We start from the raw sequence: 22,898 nt of genomic DNA, 5'->3' as shown, positions 1-22,898 counted from the left end.
TCCACACGCGCGAGCACACCAGCCACACGCGCGAGCACACCAGCCACACGCGCGAGCACACCAGCCACACGCGCGAGCACACCAGCCACACGCGCGAGCACACCAGCCACACGCGCGGGTACGCCGATTACGCGCGAGGGTGGGCCTGGTCGTGTACTCGTTTGAGGCGTTCTACAGAGACGTGGGTGTAGAGCTGGGTGGTCGCCATGCTGGCGTGGCCCAGTAGTTCCTGGACGACTCGGAGGTCGGCGCCGCCCTCGAGGAGGTGGGTGGCGGCGGTGTGGCGTAGTCCGTGCGGGCCCATGCCGGGTGCGCCGGGGATTGCCGACACGACCTCGTGGACGACGGTGCGGGCTTGGCGTTGGTCCAGGCGGCGGCCGCGTTGTCCGAGGAGGAGCGCTCGGCCGGAGTGCTCGTTGACCAGGGTTGGGCGGCCCGCACGGAGCCAGGCGTCGAGCGCCGTGTCGGCGGGACCGCCGAACGGTACCGAACGTTCCTTGTTTCCCTTGCCGAGAACCCGGACGAGCCGGCGTTCCCGATCGATGTCGTCGATATCGAGCCCACACAGCTCGCTGACACGGATTCCCGTGGCGTACAACACCTCCACGATCAGACGATCCCGCAGGGCCATCGGATCCTGCTGGGCTGCACCAGATTCCGCAGCATCCATTGCCTGCACGGCTTGCCCCTGTGCGAGCACCGCGGGCAGCACCCGATGTGCTCGCGGCGCTTGCAACCGCAACCCCGGGTCGAGGGCCAAGCGTCCGGTCTCGGTCAGCCACGCGGTGAAAGTCTTTGCGGCAGAAGCGCGCCGGGACAACGTCGTCCGCGCGGCCCCCGACGCGGCGAGCTCGGCCAGCCACGAACGCAACAACGGCAGATCCAGCTCACGCACCGCCGAATCGGCCGAGCGCGCATACAGATGCTCCAGCAATGACCGCACATCCCCGAGATAGGCCCGCACCGTATGCGCCGACCGATTCCGCCCCAACCGCAGATGCCGCCCGAACTCCGTGAGCAGCGCGGTCAGATCATCGGGCAGCACGTCCATTCCCCCACCGTGACCCTTTCCATCACCCCACGCAACCCACCACGCCGCACCAGACAGCCCACCATCACCCCGCGCCGATGGTGCACGTCCCGGCACCAGAGCTCACCCTGGTCGGGTCGGCATCGTTCGATCGCGCTCGGTGCCGCGGCCCCGAGTCCGGAACCATCCACCGGAATCGCAGCCAACCAGGTCGGCAAGCTCCAAGCCGGGGAGGACGGCGCGGACCGTGGCGAGATCGAGGCCGGATTGCTGGGCCAGCTCGAGGGGCAGGCGGGAGCCGATGGCGGGCAGGGCCGCGTAGACGTCGGCTTCGGCGCCGCGCAGGTGAGCCGCGGGGTCGACGGTCGCGTCGGCTACCGGGAGGCGGAGTGGGCCTGCCTCGTCGATGACGTCTTCGGCGCGGGTGACGAGGAGCGCTTCACCTTCACGGATCATGCGGTGGCAGCCGGCCGACGAGGCGGATCCGACAGGGCCGGGAACCGCCATGGCGGGTCGCCCGAGGCGGCGGGCCCATTTCACGGTGTTGCGGGCGCCGCTGCGCAGGCCTGCTTCGACGACGAGGACGCCGTCGCCGAGCGTCGCGATGAGCCGGTTTCGGGCCAGGAAGCGGTGTTTCTGCGCGCTCGTTCCCGGCGGATATTCACTGAGGACGAGGCCTGTGTCGGCGATGGCGGCGAGCAGGCGGTCGTGCTGGGCGGGGTACGGCCGGTCGACGCCGCACGCGAGGACGGCGACGGTCGAACCGCCGACGGCGAGGGCCGCCCTGTGTGCGGCCGCATCGATGCCGAATGCCGCACCGGAGACGATGGTCCAGCCCCGCGCGGCCAGGTCGCAGGCGATCTCGCCGGCCACCTGGACGCCGTAGCCGCTGCTGCATCGCGAACCGACCACGGCGACAGCACGTTCGGACGCGGCTTGTAGCGACAGTGGGCCGCGTGCCCACAACACGAGCGGCACCGCTCCTTCGCGATCGCGGTCGGTGTCGAGTTGATCCAGTCCGAGCATCCGCCAGCCTGGCCATTCGTCGTCATCCGGCGTGATGACCCGTCCACCCAGCCGCGCTATCGCATCTAAATCCGCTGCTGCCGTATCGATCTCACGGCGGGCGGCCGTCGGTCCGCGCAATGCTTCCGGCAGTTCGTGCTCACGCACGGCCCGCGCCGCCTCGCACACTCCGACCGAGGCGATCAAGGCCGACAACGGCGCACACGGCCCCTGCACCACCCGAGACAGGTACACCCACGCGAGTCTGCGCTCGTCGACGTCGAGGTCCACCGTTGCGGTCCGAGGATCCCCCAGCCCGCTCACTGCGCGCCCCGCTGCCGGAAGTTCAAGGCCGACAACACATCCTGAACAGTCGGGAGCTCTCCGCCGCGCAGGTCGCAGACCGTCCAGGCGACCCGGATCGCCCGGTCCGCGCCACGGGCCGACATCCGGCCCAGCCGCAATGCCGTCTCGATCGGCGCGATCGATTCGCGCGGCAACCGGAACCGTTGTCGCAGAATATGTCCGGGCACTTCGGCATTCGTCGCCCAGCCGTCGGCACTCCAGCGCTGCGCGGCCAGCGTCCTCGCCTGCGCCACCCGTGCCGCCACGGTGGCGCTGGTCTCGGCCTGCTCGTCGCCGAAAGTCGCGCCCGCTTGACCGCGCATCTGCACCCAGATATCGATGCGGTCCAGCAGCGGACCGGACAGCTTGCCGAGGTAGCGGCGCCGAGCCAGCGGCGCGCAGATGCAGTCGACATCCCGGGCGGGCGCGCACGGGCAGGGGTTCGCGGCCAGCACGAGCTGGAACCGGGCCGGGTAACGCGCGACACCGTCGCGCCGGGCGATCCGCACCTCTCCCTCCTCGAGCGGAGTGCGCAGTGCCTCCAGCACTTTCGTGCCGATCTCCGCGCATTCGTCGAGGAACAGCACGCCCCGGTGCGCCCGGCTGACCGCCCCTGGTCTGGCCATGCCGGAACCGCCGCCGATCATCGCGGTCACCGAGGTCGAGTGATGCGGGGCGACGAAGGGCGCGAGGGTGATCAACGGCTGCTCCGCGGACAGCGACCCCGCCATCGAATGGATCGCGGTGACTTCGAGGGACTCGGCCTCCGACAGCGGCGGCAGCAAACCCGGAAGCCGTTGCGCCAGCATCGTTTTGCCGATGCCGGGCGGCCCCGTCAACAACAAATGGTGACCACCGGCTGCCGCGACTTCCAGCGCCCAGCGCGCCTCGTCCTGGCCGACCACATCGCTCAGGTCCCCGCTGGGCGCCTGCGCCCCCGGCACGATCCCGTCCGGTTCCAGCAAGCTGCCTTCGCCACGCAACCAGGTGACCACCGCCCGCAAACTCGTCGCGCCGAGCACCTCGATCCCCTCGACCAGCCCCGCTTCGGCCACCGCTTCCGCGGGCACCACCACGGTCGGCAATCCCGCGGTACGCGCCGCGATGACGGCGGGCAGCACCCCGCGCACCCGGCGCACCCTGCCGTCGAGTGCCAGCTCACCGAGCAGCACCGTCTTGGCCAGCCGCTCCCCCGGCACGGCGCCGGAGGCGTCGAGCACCGAGACCGCCAGCGCCAGGTCGTAGACGCTGCCCACCTTCGGCAGCGTGGCAGGAGACAGCGCCAGGATCACCCGCCCGTCCGGCCACCTCTCCCCCGTATTGGCGACCGCGGAGCGCACTCGATTGCGCGATTCCTGCAGCGCCGTATCGGGCAGCCCGACCAGATTCACCGAAGGCAGACCTTGACCGATATCGGCCTCGATCTCCACCAGTTGGCCGTCGACGCCGGTCACCGCCACCGACAACGCCCGACCGAGCGCCATCAGAACGCCCCGGCCAGATGGTCGATGACCGGCCGGTGCCCCCGCGGGACCAGCACCGACACCACGTCGAACCGGATGCGCCGCCACGGCCCTTCCTGCTCGGCCAGCCACAGCAGCGCGAGCCGCCGGATCCGCTGCTGTTTGCCGAAGGTGACCGATTCGGCCGGTGTCCCGAATCCCAGCCCCGATCGCGTCTTCACCTCGACGAAGGCCGTGATCGTCGGGTCCTGGACGATCAGGTCCAGCTCGCCGTACCGGCATCGCCAATTGCGGGCGACGATCTCCATTCCCGACTCACGCAGGTACTGCGCGGCCAGCTTCTCCCCGTATGCGCCGAGCGCCTGTTTGTCTGCCACGAGTCGAAGCATGCCGACTCGCACCGTCGGCAGCCGCCCGCCGACCTGGGCGGACAACAAACCTGTGGACAACCGCCGGCCTGTGGACAACCCCAGGCCGGCGGTGCGCCCTCACTCCGGCAGACGGAGGTCGGGCTTCTCCAGCTCTTCGATGTTCACGTCCTTGAACGTGATCACTCGCACGTGCTTGACGAAACGCGCGGGACGGTACATGTCCCACACCCACGCATCGCTCATCCGCACTTCGAAGTAGACCTCGCCGTCGGCGTTCTGCGGCCGCAATTCGACAGAATTGGCCAGGTAGAAGCGACGTTCGGTCTCCACCACGTACGAGAACTGGCCGACGATGTCCTTGTACTCGCGGTACAGCGACAGTTCCATCTCGGTTTCGTACTTCTCGAGGTCCTCAGCACTCATCGGGTGGGCCGTCCTCCTTCTAGCAGCGCCGCGTTCATAGTGGACATCATCGCGCATGCGCGGCGCGGGAAGCCACTCGGCTACCGCCCGGCACGTCGAGTTCGCGCACATTGCGCCAGGACCGGCGGTGTTCTGTGCTCGGTCCGAGCTGCCGCAGCGCGGCGGTGTGCTCGGGCGTGTTGTAGCCCTTGTGCGCGGCGAATCCGTATCCGGGCAGCTGCCCGTCGAGCTCGACCATCATCCGGTCCCTGGTCACCTTGGCCAGGATGCTCGCCGCGGCGATACAGGCCGCCGTGCCGTCGCCGCCGATGACCGGCAATGACGGTGCGGGCAGGCCGGGAACCTTGAAACCGTCGGTCAGGATGTAACCGGGGACGCGGCCGAGACCGGCGACCGCCCGGCGCATGCCCTCGATATTGGCGACATGGATACCGATGGAGTCGATCTCCCAGGCGGGCACCACCACCACGCTCCACGCCAGCGCCAACCGCTGGACGACCGGGAACAGCTCCTCACGGGCCGCCTCGGTCAGTTTCTTGGAGTCGTCGAGCCCGGACAGCTTGTCGTAGGCCTTGGGCGCCAGCAGGCACGCGGCGACCACCAGCGGCCCGGCGCACGGGCCGCGGCCCGCCTCGTCGACGCCGGCCACCGGGCCGAGGCCGCCGCGGATGAGCGCCGCCTCGAGTGTGCGTAGCCCCCCGGCCCTGCGCATCACCACCCGCGGCGGCCAGTTGGTCCGATCCTGCCCCACAGTTCGATTGTCCCCGTGTCTCGTCGCGTGTCAGTTTTCCTGCGGGTTCTGGCTGCGTACCGGGCCCATCCGGTTCGGCGGCCAGATCTTGAACACCGTCTTGCCGCGCACATTGTCCACCGGCACGGTGCCCTGCAGATCGTCGCTGACGTGGGCGCGGGAATCGGCCGACTCGTTGCGGTTGTCGCCCATCACCCACAGGTTGCCCTCGGGCACCTTCACCGGTCCGAACACCCGGCCCGCCGGATAGACCGCGTTGGGGCGGTCGGTGAACCAGGGGTAGTCCTTCTTGATGTACGGCTCGTCGAGCGGTTTGCCGTCGACCATCACCCGGCCCTGCGGATCACAGCACTGCACGGTCTGCCCGCCGACGGCGATGACGCGCTTGACGAGATCGTTCTCGTCCGGCGGGACCAGGCCGAAGTAGGACAGGAAGTTCTGGATGCCACGCACGACGGTGTTGTCGGAGCGGATCGACTTGTAGTGCCCGTTCCACGACGGCGGGCCGACGAAGACCACGACATCGCCGGGGCCGGGTTCGGAGCCGTAATAGCTGATCTTCTCGACATAGATGCGGTCGCCGATCAGCAGCGTGTTCTCCATCGACTGCGACGGGATCACGTAGGGCCGCCCGATGAAAGTGACCATCAGCGCGGCGATGACCGCCGCGATCACGATCAGTATCGGCAGCTCCTGCCAGAACGGGCGCTGCTTCTTCTCGCTGCGCTGTCTCTTGCGCCGTCCACCTTCGTCACCCGAATCGGACACCGACACCGACCCACTTTCGTCTGCCACGCCGAACAGAGTAGCCCGGCGACCCGACCGAAGTCGGAGCGCCGGGCTACCGGAAAACTCTGTGCTGGAATCAGCTACCGCTGTGTCAGCGCTTTTCCTTGATCTTGGCGGCCTTGCCGCGCAGATCGCGCAGGTAGTACAGCTTGGCGCGACGCACGTCACCGCGGGTCACGACATCGATGTGGTCGATGTTGGGGCTGTGCACGGGGAAGGTGCGCTCGACACCGACACCGAAGGACACCTTGCGGACCGTGAAGGTCTCGCCGATGCCGCCGCCCTGACGCCGGATCACGACGCCCTTGAAGACCTGGATGCGCTCCTTCGAGCCTTCGATGACCTTCACGTGCACGTTCAGGGTGTCGCCCGGACGGAAGTCGGGGACATCGCTACGCAGCGACTTCTCGTCGACGAAATCAAGGGTGTTCATTTTCCACCTTTTCGGATTCTTTGCGCGAACAGAGGAACCTGGCGGCACTCGCGCGCTCGACCGGTTCATGCTCAGAACAGGAGTGCTCTCGGACATGACTCGTCCAAGGCAACCGGTTTATTGTGCCAGACCCGGCAGCCCGGACTGAAATCGGGTGAGGCGCGCCTCACTCGCCTGCCGAGGTGTCGGCCGTGGCATCGGCCCGGCGGCGCGGCAGCAGATGCGGGTGTGGCGGCGGCGCGGGCGGGGCCGCGACGACCGTGCGCTGCAACTCTGCCTCGGCCGCGGTGCGTGCGTGCTCGACGTCGGGTTTCCCCGCGATGAGGTCCTGGATGAAGATCTTCGCTCGGACGACCGGGCGCCGGTATCGCCGCTCCCTGGCGATCGCCCTGCCCATCGTCTTGGGCCGGTTGCCGTAGCGCCACCGAGCCCAGGGCGCGCCAGGGCGGCTGAGCCGGATGGCGCCGATCAGCAGCAGCGGGGTGAAGAACATGCCGAACAGCCCGGTCCAGATCTTGCCCTTGGCGATCACCACTCCGGCCAGCAGCAGGTTCAGTACGAGGGTGCCGAACACGGCGATCCGGACGCCGAACCCGCGCGACTGCCGGAAGTCGTCGTAGTCGAGAAACGTCGCCGGTTGCACGCCGAGCAGCAGCAGGCCGGTCACGGCGAGGGCGACGAAGACCGCGTCCACCGAGGTGCGGCCCTGTTCCTCCCAGTAGACGTCACGCAGGTAGAAGATCAGGGCGAACTCGTCGAGGACCAGCGCGGCGCCGATCCCGAACAGGGCGGCCAGCACACTCGAGGTGACCTGGGTGGAGTCCTCGGCGGTCGCGATCAGCCCGATGCCGGTGAGCAGCACCGTGATGACGCCGAACACCATGTGGTGGATGTGGGTGTCGCCCGCCTTGATGTTGCCCGGCCACCACCGCACCTGCGCCCTGATCAGCCGCACGCTGATCCGGATGACCACGAAACCGAGGATGAATCCCAGCAGGAAGCACAACAGGGGCAGGCGGCCGCGCGCGATCACTTCGTCTTCGAACCACCGTCCCATGCCGCCCGCCCTGTCGTCGAGTTACTTGCCGAATCCCGCCCGGCGCAACGCGTCGGCCATGGATCCGCTCGGCTCGGCCGCGGGCTTGCGCTGGTTGCCGCCACGCCCCTGAGCTTGGCTGCGACCCTGCGCCTGGCCACGTTCCGAACCCTGGCCACGACCGCCCTGCGGACGGCCCTGGCCTCGGCCCTGGCCGCGCGGTGCGCCGCCACCACGATTGTCCCCCTGCGCGGGCTTGCCCGGCTCGTCATCGAGCCGCAAGCTCAAACCGATCCGCTGCCGGGCGACGTCGACCTCGAGGACCTTCACCTTCACCACGTCACCGGACTTGACTACTTCGCGCGGGTCCTTGACGAAGGTGTGCGACATGGCCGAGACATGCACGAGGCCGTCCTGGTGCACGCCGACATCGACGAACGCGCCGAACGCGGCCACATTGGTGACGACGCCTTCGAGCACCATGCCCGGCTCCAGGTCGGCGACCTTCTCCACGCCCGCGGCGAATTCGGCGGTCTTGAACTCCGGACGCGGGTCGCGGCCCGGCTTCTCCAGTTCGGCGATGATGTCGCTGACGGTCGGCACACCGAACTTCTCGTCGGTGAAGTCGGCGGGCCGCAGTGCGCGCAGCGTGCCGGTGTTGCCGATGACCTCGGCCATCGGGCGGCCGGTGTGCTCGAGGATGCGCCGCACGACCGGGTAGGCCTCGGGGTGCACCGCGGAGGTGTCGAGCGGGTCGTCGCCGCCGCGGATGCGCAGGAAGCCCGCGCACTGCTCGAACGCCTTGGGGCCGAGACGGGGAACCTCGAGCAGGGCGGTCCGGCTGCGGAAGGGTCCGTTCTGGTCGCGGTGCGCCACAATGCTTTCCGCCACCGAGCCGGACACACCCGACACACGCGAGAGCAGCGGCACCGAGGCGGTGTTCACGTCGACACCGACCGCGTTCACCGCGTCTTCGACGACCGCGCCCAGCGAGCGGGCCAGCAGGGTCTCGGAGACATCGTGCTGGTACTGGCCGACGCCGATCGACTTGGGATCGATCTTCACCAGTTCGGCGAGCGGGTCCTGCAGGCGGCGGGCGATGGAGACAGCGCCGCGCAGCGACACGTCCATGCCGGGCAGTTCGGCCGAGGCGTAGGCCGAGGCCGAGTACACCGAGGCGCCCGCCTCCGACACGACGATCTTGGTCGGCTTCTTCTCGGGGATGCGCGAGATCAGTTCGGTGGCAAGCGCATCGGTCTCGCGGGAGGCGGTGCCGTTGCCGATGGCGATGAGCTCGACATCGAACCGGGCGACCAGCGCGGCCAGCACGGCCAGGGACTTCTCGGTCTGGCCCTGCGGCTTGTGCGGGTAGATGACCTCGGTCGCCACGGCCTTGCCGGTGGCGTCGACCACCGCGACCTTCACGCCGGTGCGGTAGCCGGGGTCGAGGCCCATGGTGGTGCGGGTGCCCGCCGGTGCGGCGAGCAGCAGGTCGCGCAGGTTCGCGGCGAACACGTCGACCGCGTCCTTCTCCGCCGCCTGCCGCAACCGCATCCTGGTGTCGATGCCCATGCTCACCTGCAGCTTGGTGCGCCAGGCCCAGCGCACGGTGTCGAGCAGCCAGGGATCGGCAGGGCGGCCCTGATCGGCGATGCCGAAGGCGACCGCGATGCGGCCCTCGTAGATGGTGCGCTCGCCGGGCGCGGGCTCTTCGGTGTCGGGTTCCAGGTGCAGGGTGAGCACCTCTTCCTTCTCACCGCGCAGCAGCGCCAGGATCCGGTGCGATGGCAGTTTGTGGAACGGCTCGCTGAACTCGAAGTAGTCGGCGAACTTGGCGCCCGCCTCCTCCTTGCCCGCGCGCACCGTCGAGGTGACCTGGCCACGGTTCCACATGAGCTCGCGGAGTTCACCGACCAGGTCGGCGTCCTCGGCGAAGCGTTCGACGAGGATCGCGCGGGCGCCATCGAGCTGTTCGGCGGTGTAGCCGGCCGGGTCGGTGGCCGGGTCGCCGATCAGGGCGTCGGCCACCGGCTCGTGCCCGGCTTCACGGGCGATCTGGGCCTTGGTGCGGCGCTTGGGCTTGTACGGCAGGTAGATGTCCTCGAGGCGGGCCTTGGTCTCGGCGAGCATGATCTGCTGGTGCAGCGCCGGGTCGAGTTTGCCTTGGCCGCGGATGGATTCGATGATCGCGCCGCGGCGTTCGTCGAGTTCACGCAGGTAGCCGAGCCGCTCGTCGAGCTGGCGCAACTGGGCATCGTCGAGGCCGCCGGTGACCTCCTTGCGGTAGCGCGCGATGAACGGCACCGTCGAACCGCCGTCGAGCAATTCGACGGCGGCGCGGACCTGGGTCTCGCGCACCCCCAGCTCGTCGGCGATCCGCCTGCCCACGCTGGCGAGGATGGTCGTTGTGTCGGTCTCGGGCGCTGTCGTCACGACCGCAGAGACTACAGCTCTTCCCCGACAACCGGCCGACTCCCAGGTCAGGCGAGCAGATCCTTGGCCAGTTCCCGCATCTCCGCTTTGCGGATCTTGCCGGTGACCGTCATCGGGAACTCGTCGACCACGTGCACGTAGCGCGGGATCTTGTAGTGGGCGAGGCGACCGGTGCAGAAGTCGCGGATCGCGGCCGCGTCGAGGACGGCGGCACCCTCGCGCAGGCGGAGCCAGACCATGAGTTCCTCGCCGTACTTCTCGTCGGGGACGCCGATCACCTGGGCGTCGACGATATCGGGGTGGGTGTAGAGGAATTCCTCGATTTCGCGGGGGTAGATGTTCTCGCCGCCGCGGATCACCATGTCCTTGATCCGGCCGGTGACCGAGAGGTAGCCGTCGTCGTCCATGACGCCGATGTCACCGGTGTGCATCCAGCGGGCGGCGTCGATCGCCTCGGCCGTCTTGTCCGGCTGATCCCAGTAGCCGAGCATCACCGAATAGCCGCGGGTGCACAGTTCGCCCGCCTCGCCACGCGGCAGGGTGCGTCCGCTCGCCGGGTCGATCACCTTCACCTCGAGATGCGGGCCGACCCGGCCGACGGTGGCGGTGCGGCGGTCGATGCTGTCGTCGCGGCGGGTCTGGGTGGACACCGGCGACGTCTCGGTCATGCCGTAACAGATGGCGACCTCGGCCATCCCCATCTGCTCGATCACCCGTTTCATCACCTCGACCGGGCACGGCGAGCCCGCCATGATGCCGGTGCGCAGACTCGACAGGTCGGCGGTGGCACCGGCGTCGAGTTCGGCGAGCATCGCGATGAACATGGTCGGCACGCCGTAGAGCGAGGTGCAGCGCTCCGCGGCGACGGCGGCCAGCGTCGCGGCGGGATCGAACGACGGCGCCGGAATCACCACGGCCGCACCGTGCGAGGTCGCCGCGAGATTGCCCATGACCATGCCGAAGCAGTGGTAGTACGGCACCGGCACGCAGATCCGGTCGGCCGCGGTGTAGCCGCACAGCTCGCCGACGAAGTAGCCGTTGTTGAGGATGTTGTGGTGGCTCAGCGTCGCGCCCTTCGGGAAACCCGTTGTCCCCGAGGTGTACTGGATGTTGATCGGATCATCGGTGGACAGGGTCGCGGCGATCGCGACCAGTCCTGCGGCATCGGGCGCGGTGGCCGCCACCTGCTGCCACTGGTCGGTGCCGAGGATCAGCACCTGTTCCAGGGCGGGGCAGTTCGGCCGCAACTGCTCGATCATCGCCGCATAGTCGGAGGTCTTGAACTCCGGCGCGGCGATCAGCAGCCGGACGCCGGCCTGACCGAGGACGTACCCGAGTTCGCTGGTGCGGTAGGCGGGATTGATAGTGACCAGGACCGCGCCCAGTTTCGCCGTGGCGTACTGGACCAGGAACCATTCGGCGCAGTTGGGCGCCCAGATCCCGACCCGGTCGCCCGCGGCGATACCGCTCGCGGCCAGTCCGGTCGCGACGGCGTCGACGGCCGCGCCGAGCTCGCGATAGGTCCAGCGACGGCCGGTCGGACGGTCGACCAGCGCTTCGTTGTCGGGATACTCCGCGACGGTGCGGTCGAGATTGGCGCCGATGGTGTCACCGAGCAGCGGGGTGTCGGCGAGTCCACAGGTGTAGCTCAGTTCGGTCATCAGCGGATCTCCTTGCCGCGCAGCACGAATCGCTGCACCTTGCCACTCGGGGTCTTGGGCAGACTCGAGACGAAATGAACCGTCCGCGGATAGGCGTGCGCGGCGAACTTGTCCTTGACCAGTTGCTGAAGTTCGGCGGCCAGCTCGGCACTGCCGTCGACGCCGTCACGCAGGACGACGAAGGCTTCGAGCACCTCGCCGCGCAGCTCGTCCGGCATCCCGACGACGGCGGCCTCGGCGACCTGATCGTGCAGGACCAGCACGCTCTCGACCTCGAACGGGCCGATCCGGTAGCCCGCCATGATGATCACGTCGTCGTCGCGCGAGCTGAAGCGGAAGAAACCGTCGGCATCGCGCGCGCCCACGTCACCGGTGAGATACCAGCGGCCGTCGGCGGTGTAGCGGCTCGCGGTGCGCTCGGGAGCGTCGAGATAGCCGAGGAACCACAGCAGCGGGCTGTGATCGGTGTCGATGGCGACGCGGCCGATCTCGCCGGGCGCGGCCTCGGTGTCGGCGTCCTCAGCGAGGACCGCACAGGTCCAGCCGGGCAGCTGGGAACCCATCGAGCCGAGCGGCGCGGGCCGGTCGACGGCGGGGTGCCAGGCGTGGCAGATGACCATGCCGTGTTCGGTCTGGCCGTAGTGGTCGCGGACGGCGACGCCGAGCGCGCGCCGCGACCAGGCGACGACGTCCGGCGTGAGCGGTTCCCCCGCCGACGACGCCCGGCGCAACGTGATCCCCTCGGGGGCCGCGCCCGCGCGCAACGCGCGGTAGACCGTCGGCGCGGCGGCGAAGTTGGTGACGCCGAAGCGGCGCATCACGTCCAGGGTGAGCGGTGCGGAGAAGCCCGCGTGCAGAAGCAGGCTGCGCACGCCGGTCGCCAGTGGCGCGAGGATCGCGTAGTAGAGGCCGTACGCCCAGCCCGGGTCGGCCGCGTTCCAGTAGACGTCCTCGGGGCGCACATCCAGGGCGAACTCCTGGTAGGCGTGGAAGGAGGCCAAGGCGCGCACCGGGATCGGCACGCCCTTGGGCGTACCGGTTGTGCCGCTGGTGAACAGCTGGACCAGCAGGCCGTCACCGCCGACCACCACAGGGGCCGCGCGGGGGTCGTCGGACCGGTGCGTGGCGAGCAGATCGCCGAACGACAGCGCGCCGGGAATATCGGCCGCACCGACGACGATCGTCCGGCGCTCCGGGTCGGCGGGAATGTCTTCGCCCACAGCCAGTTTCGACGCCTGATCGGCATCGACGACGACCACCTTCGCGTGACTCGCGCCGAGCCGGAACCCGATGGCGGGCGGCGCGAACGCGGTGAACAGCGGCACGTGCACCGCACCGCGGCGCCAGATACCGAGCAGCGCGACCACCAGATCGGCGGACTTCGCCATCAACGTCGCCACCCGATCCCCTGGACCGACACCGAGCTCGGCCAGCGCCGCCGCGAAACGGGCCGACCGCTCACGCAGCTCGCCGTAGGTCAGCTCGTGCGCGCTCAGATCGGACTCGACCACCGTGAACGCGACCCGACCGGCCGGATGCCGGTCGCACAGCAGCTCGGCCGCGCAGGCCTCGGGTCCGTCGTAACAGTCGAGCAGGTCGCGCACCCGCGCGTCCAGGTCGGTACTCATCGCAGTTCTCCTCAACGGGTAACCAGGTCTGTCCTAGAATGTGGCACACCTCACGTTCGCCACTACCCCCGAAAAGGGGTGACCGATGCCGGCCACTTCCCTGTTGCGTCCCCGCGACGGCGATGCGCTGCGCGCCGAGATCCGCTGGGTGGCGCGCCGGGCGAATGTTCCGGTGGTCTTCGGCGGGCCGGTCGACGAGGACACACTGCTGCTCACCGAGTTCGTCGGCACGATCACCACCGGGCTGCGCGGCCTGTCGGTACTGCGTACCTCCGGGCTCGGCGGGCAGGTGATGGAGCACCACCGACCCGCCGCGGTGGCCGACTACCGGGGCGCGTCCTCGATCACCCACCACTACGACGGACCGGTCTGCGGCGAGGGATTGCGGTCGGTGGTCGCCGTTCCGGTCGTGGTCGCCGACCGGCCCCGTGCCGTGCTCTACGCGGCCACCCGCGGCGCCGGTCCGCTCGGTGATCGCACCACCGAGGTGATCGTGCAGGCAGGCAGCCGGCTGGCGACCGAGATCGCGATCCGCGACGAGGTGGATCGGCGGGTCAGGATGCTCGAACTCACCGCTCCGGCCCCGGCCGCCACCCCCGCGGTCGCCGAGGAATTGCGCGAGATCCACGCCGAGCTGCGGGCCATGGCGACCGCCGCCGGTGATGCGGCGATGCGCGACCGGCTCTCGGGTGTGTGCGATCGGCTGACCGGTGTGCTGGCGGGCGAGTCGTCGGACGAGGTTCCCCGGCTGTCGCGGCGCGAACTCGACGTGCTCGCGCAGATCGCGCTCGGTTGCACGAATCAGGAAGCGGCGCTTCGGCTGTCGCTCGGCGCGGAAACCGTCAAGAGCTACCTGAGGCAGGCGATGAGCAAGCTCGACGCGCGAACCCGGCACGAGGCCGTGGCACTGGCACGGCGTCATCGCCTGCTGCCCTGATGTGGAATATGTCACGCTCTCGGGCGAAGTTCCGTCGCTGTGAGCACCCGTGCACGAGTTCGGCGATCCGGCCGCTGCTCGTTTCGCCTCTCGCTCGCGCGCAGCGCGCCGAGTGTCAGGGACGCCGAATCACCAAGGGGCGCACGGTCTGTCCAGGGCAGATGGGCACGGTGACCGGTCGGCCGCGTCCGTCGCACCGAGTACCGCGGTCACCGAACACATTCCGGATGGAACGAGTAATCCTCACCATGGACGATGACACAACGAATGACCCCGATGAATACCCAAACATCTTTACGACAAAACAATCTCGGCGTCCATCCCGACCGGTACCGTCGGTCCGATGACGGAGCCTTTTCAATTGGCCGGCGTCTCGCTGGACTGTGACGACCCCGAGTCCCTCGCCCGCTTCTACCTCGGGCTGCTCGGTGGCCGTGTGCTGTGGAACGACGCCCACAGCGTAGGTATCCGCATACCGTCGGGATTGACCCTGGCGGCGCAACGCGTCGAGAACTACTTCCCGCCGCAATGGCCGGGCAGCGCCGCGGTACAGCTGGAGCTGGCCGCCGACGCCGATCTGGATCTGTGTGAGCAGCACGCACTGGCGATCGGCGCCAAACCCGCTCCAGTGCAACAGGATCCGCGCTGGCGGGTATTGCTCGACCCGGCCGGGCACCCGTTCGCCATCACCACCCGCGCCGCATCGGGGTAGGCCGGGGTTCTACTGCTCCGGCAGTAGATCCGGCCTGCGCTCGCGGGTACGTTCCAGGGACTGCTCGTGGCGCCACGCGGCCACCTTGGCGTGATCGCCGGACAGCAGGATCGGCGGCACGTCCAGGCCGCGCCACGAGACCGGGCGGGTGTAGCTCGGCCCTTCCAGCAGCCCGTCGGAGAACGAATCCTCCTGGTGGGACTGCTGATTGCCGAGCACGCCGGGGATCAGCCGGACCACGGCCTCGGTCATCACCAGCACCGCGGCCTCGCCGCCGATGAGGACGTAGTCGCCGATGCTCACCTCTTCGACGCGGACGCGGCGGGCGGCATCGTCGAACACGCGCTGATCGATACCCTCGTAGCGACCACACGCGAAGACGAGGTGTTTCTCGGTGGACCAGCGTTGCGCGGTGGCCTGGGTGAACGGCACACCGGCCGGGGTGGGGACGACGAGCAGGGCGTCGTCGGGGCACACCGCGTCGAGCGCGTCGCCCCAGACGGTGGGCTTCATGACCATGCCCGGACCACCGCCGTAGGGCGAATCGTCGACGGACTTGTGCACGTCGTGGGTCCAGTCACGCAGATCGTGCACGCCGACCGAGATCAGGCCCTTGTCGACGGCCTTGCCGAGCAGCGCGGTCCGCAGCGGCTCGAGATACTCCGGGAAGATCGTGACGACGTCGAGTTGCACGAATTACTCCGGATCGAGCAGGCCCTCGGGCGGCGTGATGACCACCAGTCCATCGGCGATCGACACGGTCGGCACGATGGCGGTGACAAAGGGAATGAGAATTTCGCGGCCGTCGTCGGCGGCGCGCACCGACAGCAGCTCGCCCGCGGCCGAATGCAGCACCTCGGTGACCTCGCCGACGACGGTGCCGTCGCCGAGTTCGACGCGCAGGCCTTCGAGCTCGTGGTCGTAGAAGGCGTCCTCGTCGTCGGACGGCGGCAGCGACTCGCTGTCGACGACGAACAGCAGGCCGCGCAGTGCGTCGGCGGCGGTGCGGTCGTCGATGCCGTCGACGAACACCAGAAGCCGGCCCGAGTGCTCTCGGGCCGACTTCACGGTGTAGTCACGGGTCGCCGCGGATTTCGGCATCCTGCCGTGCAGGGTGGCGCCGGGAGCGAACCGGAGTTCCGGCTCGTCGGTGCGCACCTCGACGACGAGTTCGCCGCGCACGCCGTGCGACTTGGCGACTCGACCTACGACGAGTTCCATCTAGGCGTCGGTGTCGACCACGTCGACCCGGATCCCACGGCCGCCGATACCGGCGACCAGGGTGCGCAGCGCGGTCGCGGTACGACCACCGCGCCCGATCACCTTGCCCAGGTCCTCAGGATGGACGTGCACCTCGACGGTGCGTCCGCGGCGGCCGGTGATCAGCTCGACGCGGACGTCATCGGGGTTGGCGACGATGCCGCGAACCAGATGTTCGACGGCATCGGCAACAACGGCAGTCATTACTCGGCAGCCTCGGTGGCGGCCTCTTCGGCGGCCTCGTCCTTCTTGGCGGCCTTCTTCTTCGGGGTGACGGCCTCGGCGACGGGCTCGTTGTCGGCGGCGGCCAGCGCGGCGTTGAACAGGTCGAGCTTGGACGGCTTGGCGGCCTTCACCTTGAGGGTGCCCTCGGTGCCCGGCAGGCCCTTGAACTTCTGCCAGTCGCCGGTGATCTCCAGCAGACGCTGCACCGACTCGGTCGGCTGCGCGCCGACGGACAGCCAGTACGCCACGCGATCGGCATCGATCTCGATCAGCGAAGGCTCTTCCTTCGGGTGGTACTTGCCGATGGCCTCGATGGCCCGGCCGTCACGACGGGTGCGGGCGTCGGCGACGACGACGCGGTACTGCGGGTTGCGGATCTTGCCCAGGCGGGTGAGCTTGATGCGAACAGCCATGCTGATCTGCCTCTTTCGATAGTTGGTCACCACGCGATTCGGCGACCCGCATGGTCTGCGGGTCCGGTTTCGCGCATGGAGTGTGTGACCGCCGCGCGGTACGTAACCGGAGACGGGCTGACACTGTCCAGGAAGGACGGTTGACCATTGTGCCAGACGGGTCGAGCGCAGCTGAAATCGGCTCGACCGCCGCCGCCTCAGCGCAACTGCGCGGTGTCGACGACGACCGGTACCGGGCCGGGCACTTTCACGGCTTCCCCGTCGCGGGCAAAAACTTCTTGCCGATAGCCGGTCTCCCCCAGGCTGTAGCCCCAGAATCGAGCCGGCTTACCGTCGGGCAGCTCGATGATCCACAAGTACGGCACCCGCGCGGCGGCGTAGGCCGCGATCTTGGTATCGCGCTCTTCCCGAGTGTTTCCGGGTGACCAGACCTCCACCGCGAGGAGAATGTTCTCGGCCGCGAAGCTGACATGGTTGATCCCACCGACCACCACGGAGATGTCCGGGATGAACGCGGTACGCAAGGGCGTGCTGATACGAACACCCACAGCAGGAAGAACGTGGAGGTCGAACCGTTCCGCTGCCCGCAGCGCATCTCGCAACATCACGGCCAACTCGAACGAGGCGTACTGATGCGGACCACCCGGCGGCGGCGTCATGTACAGGTACCCCCAGATGAGTTCGAGTCGCGATCCATCGGCCGGCTGCTCTTCGACGAGCCAATCTTCCACAGTATTCGGGCCCAGCGGGTGAAACATCGAAACCTCGGCGCTCATGGTCATTCCGTCCGATCTCCCGTTCGCGTCGCGCTCGCTCGAACCGAACTCGTGCAATACCCGGAGGTACGCGGTGACCGACGAACCTCGTGGAAACTGGTTAGCGGTACCGCTCGACCCCACTGTATAAGAGCTTGTCCAGGGCTGAGTGCGTAGCACGTGCGAAATACACAGAGTTCGCCCAGGTCGATGCGCGTAGTGCGTGCGCAACGCCCATCAACTCCGCAAACGCGACCGCCCCACCAATCACCGGTGGCCGGTGACGGGGTTCGGGGTTTTGACGACGAGGCCGCGCAGGACGACCCATTGCGGGTCGGTGAGGGCGGCCGGGTCGGCGCGGGGGTCGTCGGCGTAGACGACGAAGTCGGCGGGGGCGCCCTCGTCGACGCTCGGGCGGCCGAGCCAGGTGCGGGCGTTCCAGGAGGCGGCGCCGAGGGCTTCGTGGGGTGACAGGCCCGCGCCGGTGAGGGCGGCGATCTCGTCGGCGATGCGGCCGTGGCGGATGCCGCCGCCCGCGTCGGTGCCCGCGTAGATGGGGACGCCTGCCTCGTGGGCGCGGCCGACGGTGTCGCGGACCCGGCGATGCAGGTCGCGCATGTGGGCGGCGTAGACGGGGAACTTGGTGGCGCCGTCGGCGATGCTGGGGAAGGTGTCGATATTGATCAGGGTGGGGACAAGGGCGGTGCCGTTGGCGAGCATCAGTTCGATGGTGTCGTCGGTGATGCCGGTGCCGTGTTCGAGGCAGTCGATGCCCGCGTTGATCAGGCCGGGCAGGGCGTCCTCGCCGAAGACGTGGGCGGTGACGCGGGCGCCGTTGGCGTGGGCGGCGTCGATGGCCTGCTTCAGGATGTCGTCGCTCCACAGCGGGCGCAGGTCGCCGACGGATCGATCGATCCAGTCGCCGACGATCTTCACCCAGCCGTCGCCGAAGCGGGCCTGTTCGGCGACGATCTCGGGCAGGTCGCGTTCGTCGTCGAGTTCGATGCCGAGTTCGCGGATGTAGCGCCTCGGGCGGGCGATGTGGCGGCCCGCGCGGATGATGCGGGGCAGCTCGGCGTGCTCGTCGATGAAATGGGTGTCGATCGGCGAGCCCGCGTCGCGCAGCAGCAGGGCGCCCGCGTCGCGTTCGGTCTCCGCCTGTTCGATCGCACCGTCGCGGGACTCGTCGCCGCCGCCGTAGCGGATGCCGACGTGGCAGTGCGCATCGACGAGGCCGGGCACGATCCACCCTGTGTGACAGAGGGTTTCAGCCCCGCGAACCGGCTCGAAGGTGACGACACCGTCGACGACCCACAGATCACGTTCCTCGTCGCCGGGAAGAACCACACCACGCAGATGCACACGAACCTCCAGACCTCGGCCTGGCCCCAACCTACCGCCGGTGATCGGCCAACGCACCCGGGTCAGGCGGCGCGCCGGTCCGCCATCGCCTCGGTTCGCGCCCGGCGGCCGGAACAAAACGGCTAGCGGCCGGGCAGCGGCCCGTCGAGGAAGACCGTCACGGCCACGATCCGCGGCTCGTCGGCCGCGAAGTCGACGAAGGCCACGCCGCGCGCCACGCCGATCCGCACGCTGGCGCTGACCGTGCGCCCGGCGGCGATCAGCTTGTCCCACTCCATGTCTCGCGCGAGCTCGGCGAACTCCGCCGCGTCGACCGGATGCCCGGCGGGCAGCTCCACCGCCGCACGCGCACCGAGCAGGTCCCGTACACCGGCCACATCGCCCGCCGCGGCGGCGCCGAACAACCGGCCGACGACCCGTTTGCCCGTCGCGCCGACACCGCGCAGACCACGCATCATGCCCATCGCCCCACCGGCGCCCAGCTCGGTGACCAGTTGCGGGCCGAGCTTGCACCCGGCCACCAGCCCGGACGGGCCAGTGCCGAGCAGCCGCCGGATCATCACCGCCAGTTCCCAGTGCGCGGCCAGTCGCGCGATCCGCCAGCCGCCCCCGGATTCGATCAGGTCGTAGCGCAGGTGCATGGGCACGATGACGGTGGCGCCGGTCGACATGGTCGTCTCGATATGCAGGTCACGCACCACCGTGCGCCCCGCGACGAGGTCGCGTTCGACCCGGAAGACGATGGAGTTGGGCGCGATGAAGACGTTGTAGAACCGCGAGATCGCCTCCCGGCCGATGTGCTCGCGCGCGCCGTAGGGATCGTGCACCGCGGCGTTGTCGACGAACAGGCCGACCCAGGTGTTCTTGTCGTGCGCTGCCACCGCGCGCGGCGACGCCTGCACCGCCGCCAGCAGGTCTTCAGCGGTCCGATCCAACGGCATGTAGGTCCTCCATAGTCACGCTTCCCCTGCCCGATCCATGATAGAACGTGTTCTAGTTTTGCGTCGGCGATCGTGCCCGGCGCGCTGTTGGACAAAGGAATCTCGATGGACTGGTACACCGGGAACGCCACCTACGACACGGTGCTGGCCATCGCCTTCGCCTTCGCCGCGTTCGTGATCGTTGGCGGGCTGTTCGCGCAGAGTCCCTACGGCCGCTTCGCCTCGACCTCGATCGGCTTCAATCTCAACCCCAAGCTGGGCTGGTGGTTGATGGAACTGCCCGCTACCGTCGTTTTCGCGGTGTTCTACTTCAGCGGCCCCGATCGTTTCGAACCGGTGCCGCTGGTGCTGGCGGCGATCTGGCTGCTGCACTACGGCAATCGCGGCTGGTTCTTCCCGCTCTCGATCCGGCAGGTGCCGGGCAAGAAGAGCAGCTTCAACTTCTCGGTGGTCGCGGCCGGGGTGTTCGTGACCTCGCTGCACGGCTACCTCAACGGCGCGTTCTTCAGCAACGACTACAAGAACCAGTACGGCACCGCCTGGCTCACCGACCCTCGGTTCCTGATCGGGCTCGTCGTGTATCTGTGCGGATTCGCGCTGCTGGTGCGGTCCGAGGCGATCGTGCGCAATCTGCGCGACAAGGACAACCCCGGCGCCGCCGAGTACCGCATCCCGTACGGCGGCGGCTTCCGGTTCGTCAGCAGCCCGGCCTACCTGGGCGAACTGATCGCCTGGGCCGGGTTCGCGCTGCTGACCTGGTCGCTGGCGGGTGTGGCGATCTTCCTGATCACCGCGGGCAACCTGGTGCCGCGCGCCTTCGCGACGCATCGCTGGTACCGGGAGAAGTTCGTCGACTACCCGGCGCACCGCAAAGCCCTGATCCCCGGCGTGATCTGAGCCGGACACAGCAACACCGCGGTCGAAACCTCGACCGCGGTGTTCTGTCTGATCAGTTCTTGGGGAACTTCAGCTGCGACAGGTCGATACCGTCCAGACCGGGCGGCAGCTGATCGAGACCCGGCGGCATCTGCGACAGGTCCATGCCCGGCGGCAGGCCCGGCATCCCGGCGGGCATACCGGGGAAACCACCGCGCACCTTCGGCGGGGTCGGGCCGCGGCCACCCTTCTTGCCCTTCTTCCCCTTCTTGGTGTTGCCGCGGCGCGAACCGGGCAGGCCCATCTGACGGCCCATCATGGCCATCATCTTCTTGGCCTCGAAGAAGCGGTCGACGAGCTGATTCACCTCGGAGACCTGCACGCCCGAGCCGTTGGCGATGCGCAGGCGGCGGGAGGCGTTGATGATCTTCGGGTTGTCGCGCTCGGCGGGGGTCATGCCGCGGATGATGGCCTGCACCCGGTCGAGCTGCTTGTCGTCGACCTGGGCGAGCACGTCCTTCATCTGACCGGCGCCGGGCAGCATGCCGAGCAGGTTGCCGATCGGGCCCATCTTGCGGATGGCCAGCATCTGGTCGAGGAAGTCCTCGAGGGTGAGCTCGCCGCTGCCGATCTTGCGGGCGGTCTCCTCGGCCTGCTGGGCGTCGTAGACCTGTTCGGCCTGCTCGATCAGGGTGAGCACGTCACCCATGCCGAGGATGCGCGAGGCCATCCGGTCCGGGTGGAAGACGTCGAAGTCCTCGAGCTTCTCACCGGTGGAGGCGAACATGATCGGCGAACCGGTCACATTGCGGACCGACAGCGCGGCACCACCGCGGGCGTCACCGTCGAGCTTGGTGAGCACGACACCGGTGAAGCCGACGCCGTCGCGGAACGCCTCGGCGGTGCTGACCGCGTCCTGACCGATCATCGCGTCGAGGACGAACAGCGTCTCGTCGGGCTGCACGGCGTCGCGGATGCCCGCGGCCTGGCGCATGAGCTCGGCGTCGATACCGAGGCGGCCCGCGGTGTCGACGATGACCACGTCGTACTGCTTGGCCTTGGCCTCTTCGACACCGGCGCGGGCGACACCGACCGGGTCGGCTGCCGAGATACCGAGCGGGTTCTCGCCGCCGCCGACGGAGGTGCCGGGGTGCGGCGCGAACACGGGCACGCCGGCGCGCTCACCGACGACCAGCAGCTGGGTGACCGCGCCAGGGCGCTGGAGGTCACAGGCGACCAGGATCGGCTGATGCCCCTGACCCTTCAGCCATTTGGCGAGCTTGCCCGCCAGGGTGGTCTTACCCGCACCCTGCAGACCGGCCAGCATGATGACCGTCGGCGGGTTCTTGGCGAGGTTGAGCCTGCGGGTCTCGCCACCGAGGATGCCGACGAGCTCCTCGTTGACGATCTTGACGACCTGCTGCGCCGGGTTGAGCGCCGCGGAGACCTCCGCGCCCTTGGCGCGCTCCTTGACGTTGGCGATGAAGCCGCGCACCACGGGCAGCGCGACATCGGCTTCGAGGAGCGCGAGGCGGATCTCGCGCGCGGTGGCGTCGATGTCGGCCGGTGACAGACGCCCCTTACCGCGCAGATCCTGCAGTGCACCGGTAAGCCGGTCGGACAGGGATTCGAACACCGATCGCGCTCCTGATCTGAAAGGGACGTCTATTGCCCTCCCAGGGTAATGGGTGTTATTCCCGGTGGCGCACGTGCGGTGGCGTGGTGCGGCACAACTCGTGATTCTCGATGTTCACGAGGTACACCGCTTCCCTGCCGGTGAGGCCGAGTTCGCGAGCGAGTGCCTCGATGCGCTGCCATTCGGCATCGGGGCTGTCGATGTGCCGTGCGGTGGTCGACGCGATGGTCATCGCGGCCAGGGCTTGGGATCCGGTGAGTGTGCGCCCGGGTAGCCACGAAACCACCCACAGGTCACCACCGACGCAGCGCGCGATGTGCGCGGTCGCGTCGCTGGTCATCATCGATGCGGAAACGACTTCGATAGCCACAGATCTGCTCCCCTCGTACGAGTGACAGCCAGACCTCTCGAAT

At 68.8% G+C, this 22,898-nt stretch carries 24 protein-coding genes; 3 read left to right on the top strand and 21 right to left on the bottom strand.

The window, feature by feature from the left end; genetic code table 11:
• Positions 1–127 precede the first annotated feature (127 nt).
• From ACFWF2_RS04935 to ACFWF2_RS04880, 12 genes are all read right to left on the bottom strand, one after another.
• On the bottom strand, positions 128–1,051 hold the full coding sequence (locus ACFWF2_RS04935; RefSeq protein WP_379304685.1) for a tyrosine recombinase XerC: 924 nt from the start codon (positions 1,049–1,051) through the stop codon (positions 128–130).
• A 102-nt stretch (positions 1,052–1,153) separates the two neighbouring features.
• Positions 1,154–2,326, bottom strand: a complete 1,173-nt coding sequence (gene dprA / locus ACFWF2_RS04930) for a DNA-processing protein DprA (RefSeq protein WP_379304683.1) — start codon at positions 2,324–2,326, stop codon at positions 1,154–1,156.
• 29 nt (positions 2,327–2,355) lie between these two features.
• Complete coding sequence (locus tag ACFWF2_RS04925) at positions 2,356–3,864, bottom strand: YifB family Mg chelatase-like AAA ATPase (RefSeq protein WP_379304681.1); 1,509 nt, start codon at positions 3,862–3,864, stop codon at positions 2,356–2,358.
• The gene (locus tag ACFWF2_RS04920; protein WP_379304679.1) at positions 3,864–4,220 is read right to left on the bottom strand and encodes a YraN family protein; all 357 of its coding nucleotides are present in this window, start codon (positions 4,218–4,220) and stop codon (positions 3,864–3,866) included. Before ACFWF2_RS04920 ends, ACFWF2_RS04925 begins: the two co-directional genes overlap by 1 nt.
• A gap of 111 nt (positions 4,221–4,331) precedes the next feature.
• On the bottom strand, positions 4,332–4,637 hold the full coding sequence (locus ACFWF2_RS04915) for a DUF2469 domain-containing protein (protein ID WP_011210678.1): 306 nt from the start codon (positions 4,635–4,637) through the stop codon (positions 4,332–4,334).
• A gap of 46 nt (positions 4,638–4,683) precedes the next feature.
• Positions 4,684–5,388 carry a ribonuclease HII gene (locus tag ACFWF2_RS04910; RefSeq protein ID WP_379304677.1) on the bottom strand — a complete coding sequence of 235 codons (705 nt, stop codon included), beginning with the start codon at positions 5,386–5,388 and terminating at the stop codon, positions 4,684–4,686.
• Between the two features lie 30 nt (positions 5,389–5,418).
• On the bottom strand, positions 5,419–6,183 hold the full coding sequence (gene lepB, locus ACFWF2_RS04905) for a signal peptidase I (protein WP_379304675.1): 765 nt from the start codon (positions 6,181–6,183) through the stop codon (positions 5,419–5,421).
• 85 nt (positions 6,184–6,268) lie between these two features.
• On the bottom strand, positions 6,269–6,610 hold the full coding sequence (gene rplS, locus ACFWF2_RS04900) for a 50S ribosomal protein L19 (RefSeq protein ID WP_019048201.1): 342 nt from the start codon (positions 6,608–6,610) through the stop codon (positions 6,269–6,271).
• A 166-nt stretch (positions 6,611–6,776) separates the two neighbouring features.
• Entirely contained in the window at positions 6,777–7,667 is an 891-nt protein-coding gene (locus tag ACFWF2_RS04895) for a hypothetical protein (RefSeq protein ID WP_379304673.1), read from the bottom strand.
• Positions 7,668–7,688: 21 nt separating this feature from the next.
• Complete coding sequence (locus tag ACFWF2_RS04890; RefSeq protein ID WP_379304671.1) at positions 7,689–10,079, bottom strand: Tex family protein; 2,391 nt, start codon at positions 10,077–10,079, stop codon at positions 7,689–7,691.
• Between the two features lie 47 nt (positions 10,080–10,126).
• Positions 10,127–11,740: an AMP-binding protein gene (locus ACFWF2_RS04885; RefSeq protein WP_379304669.1), complete on the bottom strand. Its 1,614-nt coding sequence runs from the start codon at positions 11,738–11,740 to the stop codon at positions 10,127–10,129.
• A complete protein-coding gene (locus ACFWF2_RS04880) occupies positions 11,740–13,368 on the bottom strand; it encodes an AMP-binding protein (RefSeq protein WP_379304667.1) in 1,629 nt (542 codons plus the stop codon). The genes ACFWF2_RS04885 and ACFWF2_RS04880 overlap by 1 nt, the downstream gene beginning before the upstream one ends.
• Positions 13,369–13,453: 85 nt before the next feature.
• Between ACFWF2_RS04880 and ACFWF2_RS04875 the strand changes: the two genes are divergently transcribed.
• Together ACFWF2_RS04875 and ACFWF2_RS04870 are read left to right on the top strand one after the other, a co-directional pair.
• A complete protein-coding gene (locus ACFWF2_RS04875; protein WP_379304665.1) occupies positions 13,454–14,305 on the top strand; it encodes a response regulator transcription factor in 852 nt (283 codons plus the stop codon).
• A gap of 343 nt (positions 14,306–14,648) precedes the next feature.
• Positions 14,649–15,017 (top strand): VOC family protein, encoded by a 369-nt coding sequence (locus tag ACFWF2_RS04870; protein WP_379304663.1) that lies wholly within the window; start codon positions 14,649–14,651, stop codon positions 15,015–15,017.
• 9 nt (positions 15,018–15,026) lie between these two features.
• On the opposite strand, the gene trmD is transcribed toward ACFWF2_RS04870, so the two are convergent.
• The 7 genes from trmD to ACFWF2_RS04835 form a co-directional block, all read right to left on the bottom strand.
• Entirely contained in the window at positions 15,027–15,710 is a 684-nt protein-coding gene (gene trmD, locus ACFWF2_RS04865) for a tRNA (guanosine(37)-N1)-methyltransferase TrmD (protein ID WP_379078877.1), read from the bottom strand.
• A 3-nt stretch (positions 15,711–15,713) separates the two neighbouring features.
• Positions 15,714–16,238 (bottom strand): ribosome maturation factor RimM, encoded by a 525-nt coding sequence (gene rimM, locus ACFWF2_RS04860; RefSeq protein ID WP_379304661.1) that lies wholly within the window; start codon positions 16,236–16,238, stop codon positions 15,714–15,716.
• A complete protein-coding gene (locus tag ACFWF2_RS04855) occupies positions 16,239–16,481 on the bottom strand; it encodes an RNA-binding protein (RefSeq protein WP_019048210.1) in 243 nt (80 codons plus the stop codon).
• On the bottom strand, positions 16,481–16,915 hold the full coding sequence (rpsP, locus tag ACFWF2_RS04850; protein ID WP_379030953.1) for a 30S ribosomal protein S16: 435 nt from the start codon (positions 16,913–16,915) through the stop codon (positions 16,481–16,483). Before rpsP ends, ACFWF2_RS04855 begins: the two co-directional genes overlap by 1 nt.
• 197 nt (positions 16,916–17,112) lie before the next feature.
• On the bottom strand, positions 17,113–17,691 hold the full coding sequence (locus ACFWF2_RS04845) for a Uma2 family endonuclease (RefSeq protein WP_379304660.1): 579 nt from the start codon (positions 17,689–17,691) through the stop codon (positions 17,113–17,115).
• A gap of 246 nt (positions 17,692–17,937) precedes the next feature.
• Complete coding sequence (locus ACFWF2_RS04840; protein ID WP_379304659.1) at positions 17,938–19,032, bottom strand: amidohydrolase family protein; 1,095 nt, start codon at positions 19,030–19,032, stop codon at positions 17,938–17,940.
• A gap of 122 nt (positions 19,033–19,154) precedes the next feature.
• The gene (locus tag ACFWF2_RS04835; protein WP_379304657.1) at positions 19,155–19,973 is read right to left on the bottom strand and encodes a nuclear transport factor 2 family protein; all 819 of its coding nucleotides are present in this window, start codon (positions 19,971–19,973) and stop codon (positions 19,155–19,157) included.
• Between the two features lie 105 nt (positions 19,974–20,078).
• Here ACFWF2_RS04835 and ACFWF2_RS04830 point away from each other — a divergent pair, with 105 nt between their 5' ends.
• Positions 20,079–20,870, top strand: a complete 792-nt coding sequence (locus ACFWF2_RS04830; protein WP_379304655.1) for a 3-oxo-5-alpha-steroid 4-dehydrogenase — start codon at positions 20,079–20,081, stop codon at positions 20,868–20,870.
• Between the two features lie 52 nt (positions 20,871–20,922).
• Here ACFWF2_RS04830 and ffh read toward each other — a convergent pair whose 3' ends face one another.
• Both ffh and ACFWF2_RS04820 read right to left on the bottom strand, forming a co-directional pair.
• A complete protein-coding gene (gene ffh, locus ACFWF2_RS04825) occupies positions 20,923–22,485 on the bottom strand; it encodes a signal recognition particle protein (RefSeq protein WP_379304653.1) in 1,563 nt (520 codons plus the stop codon).
• A 55-nt stretch (positions 22,486–22,540) separates the two neighbouring features.
• Positions 22,541–22,855, bottom strand: a complete 315-nt coding sequence (locus tag ACFWF2_RS04820; protein ID WP_229739554.1) for a hypothetical protein — start codon at positions 22,853–22,855, stop codon at positions 22,541–22,543.
• Positions 22,856–22,898: the final 43 nt, after the last annotated feature.

This window comes from Nocardia sp. NPDC060259 (genome assembly GCF_042728775.1).
Taxonomy (GTDB): domain Bacteria; phylum Actinomycetota; class Actinomycetes; order Mycobacteriales; family Mycobacteriaceae; genus Nocardia.
The sequence above is the reverse complement of the archived record's forward strand: the minus strand, read 5'-3'. Positions and strand labels throughout refer to the sequence as shown.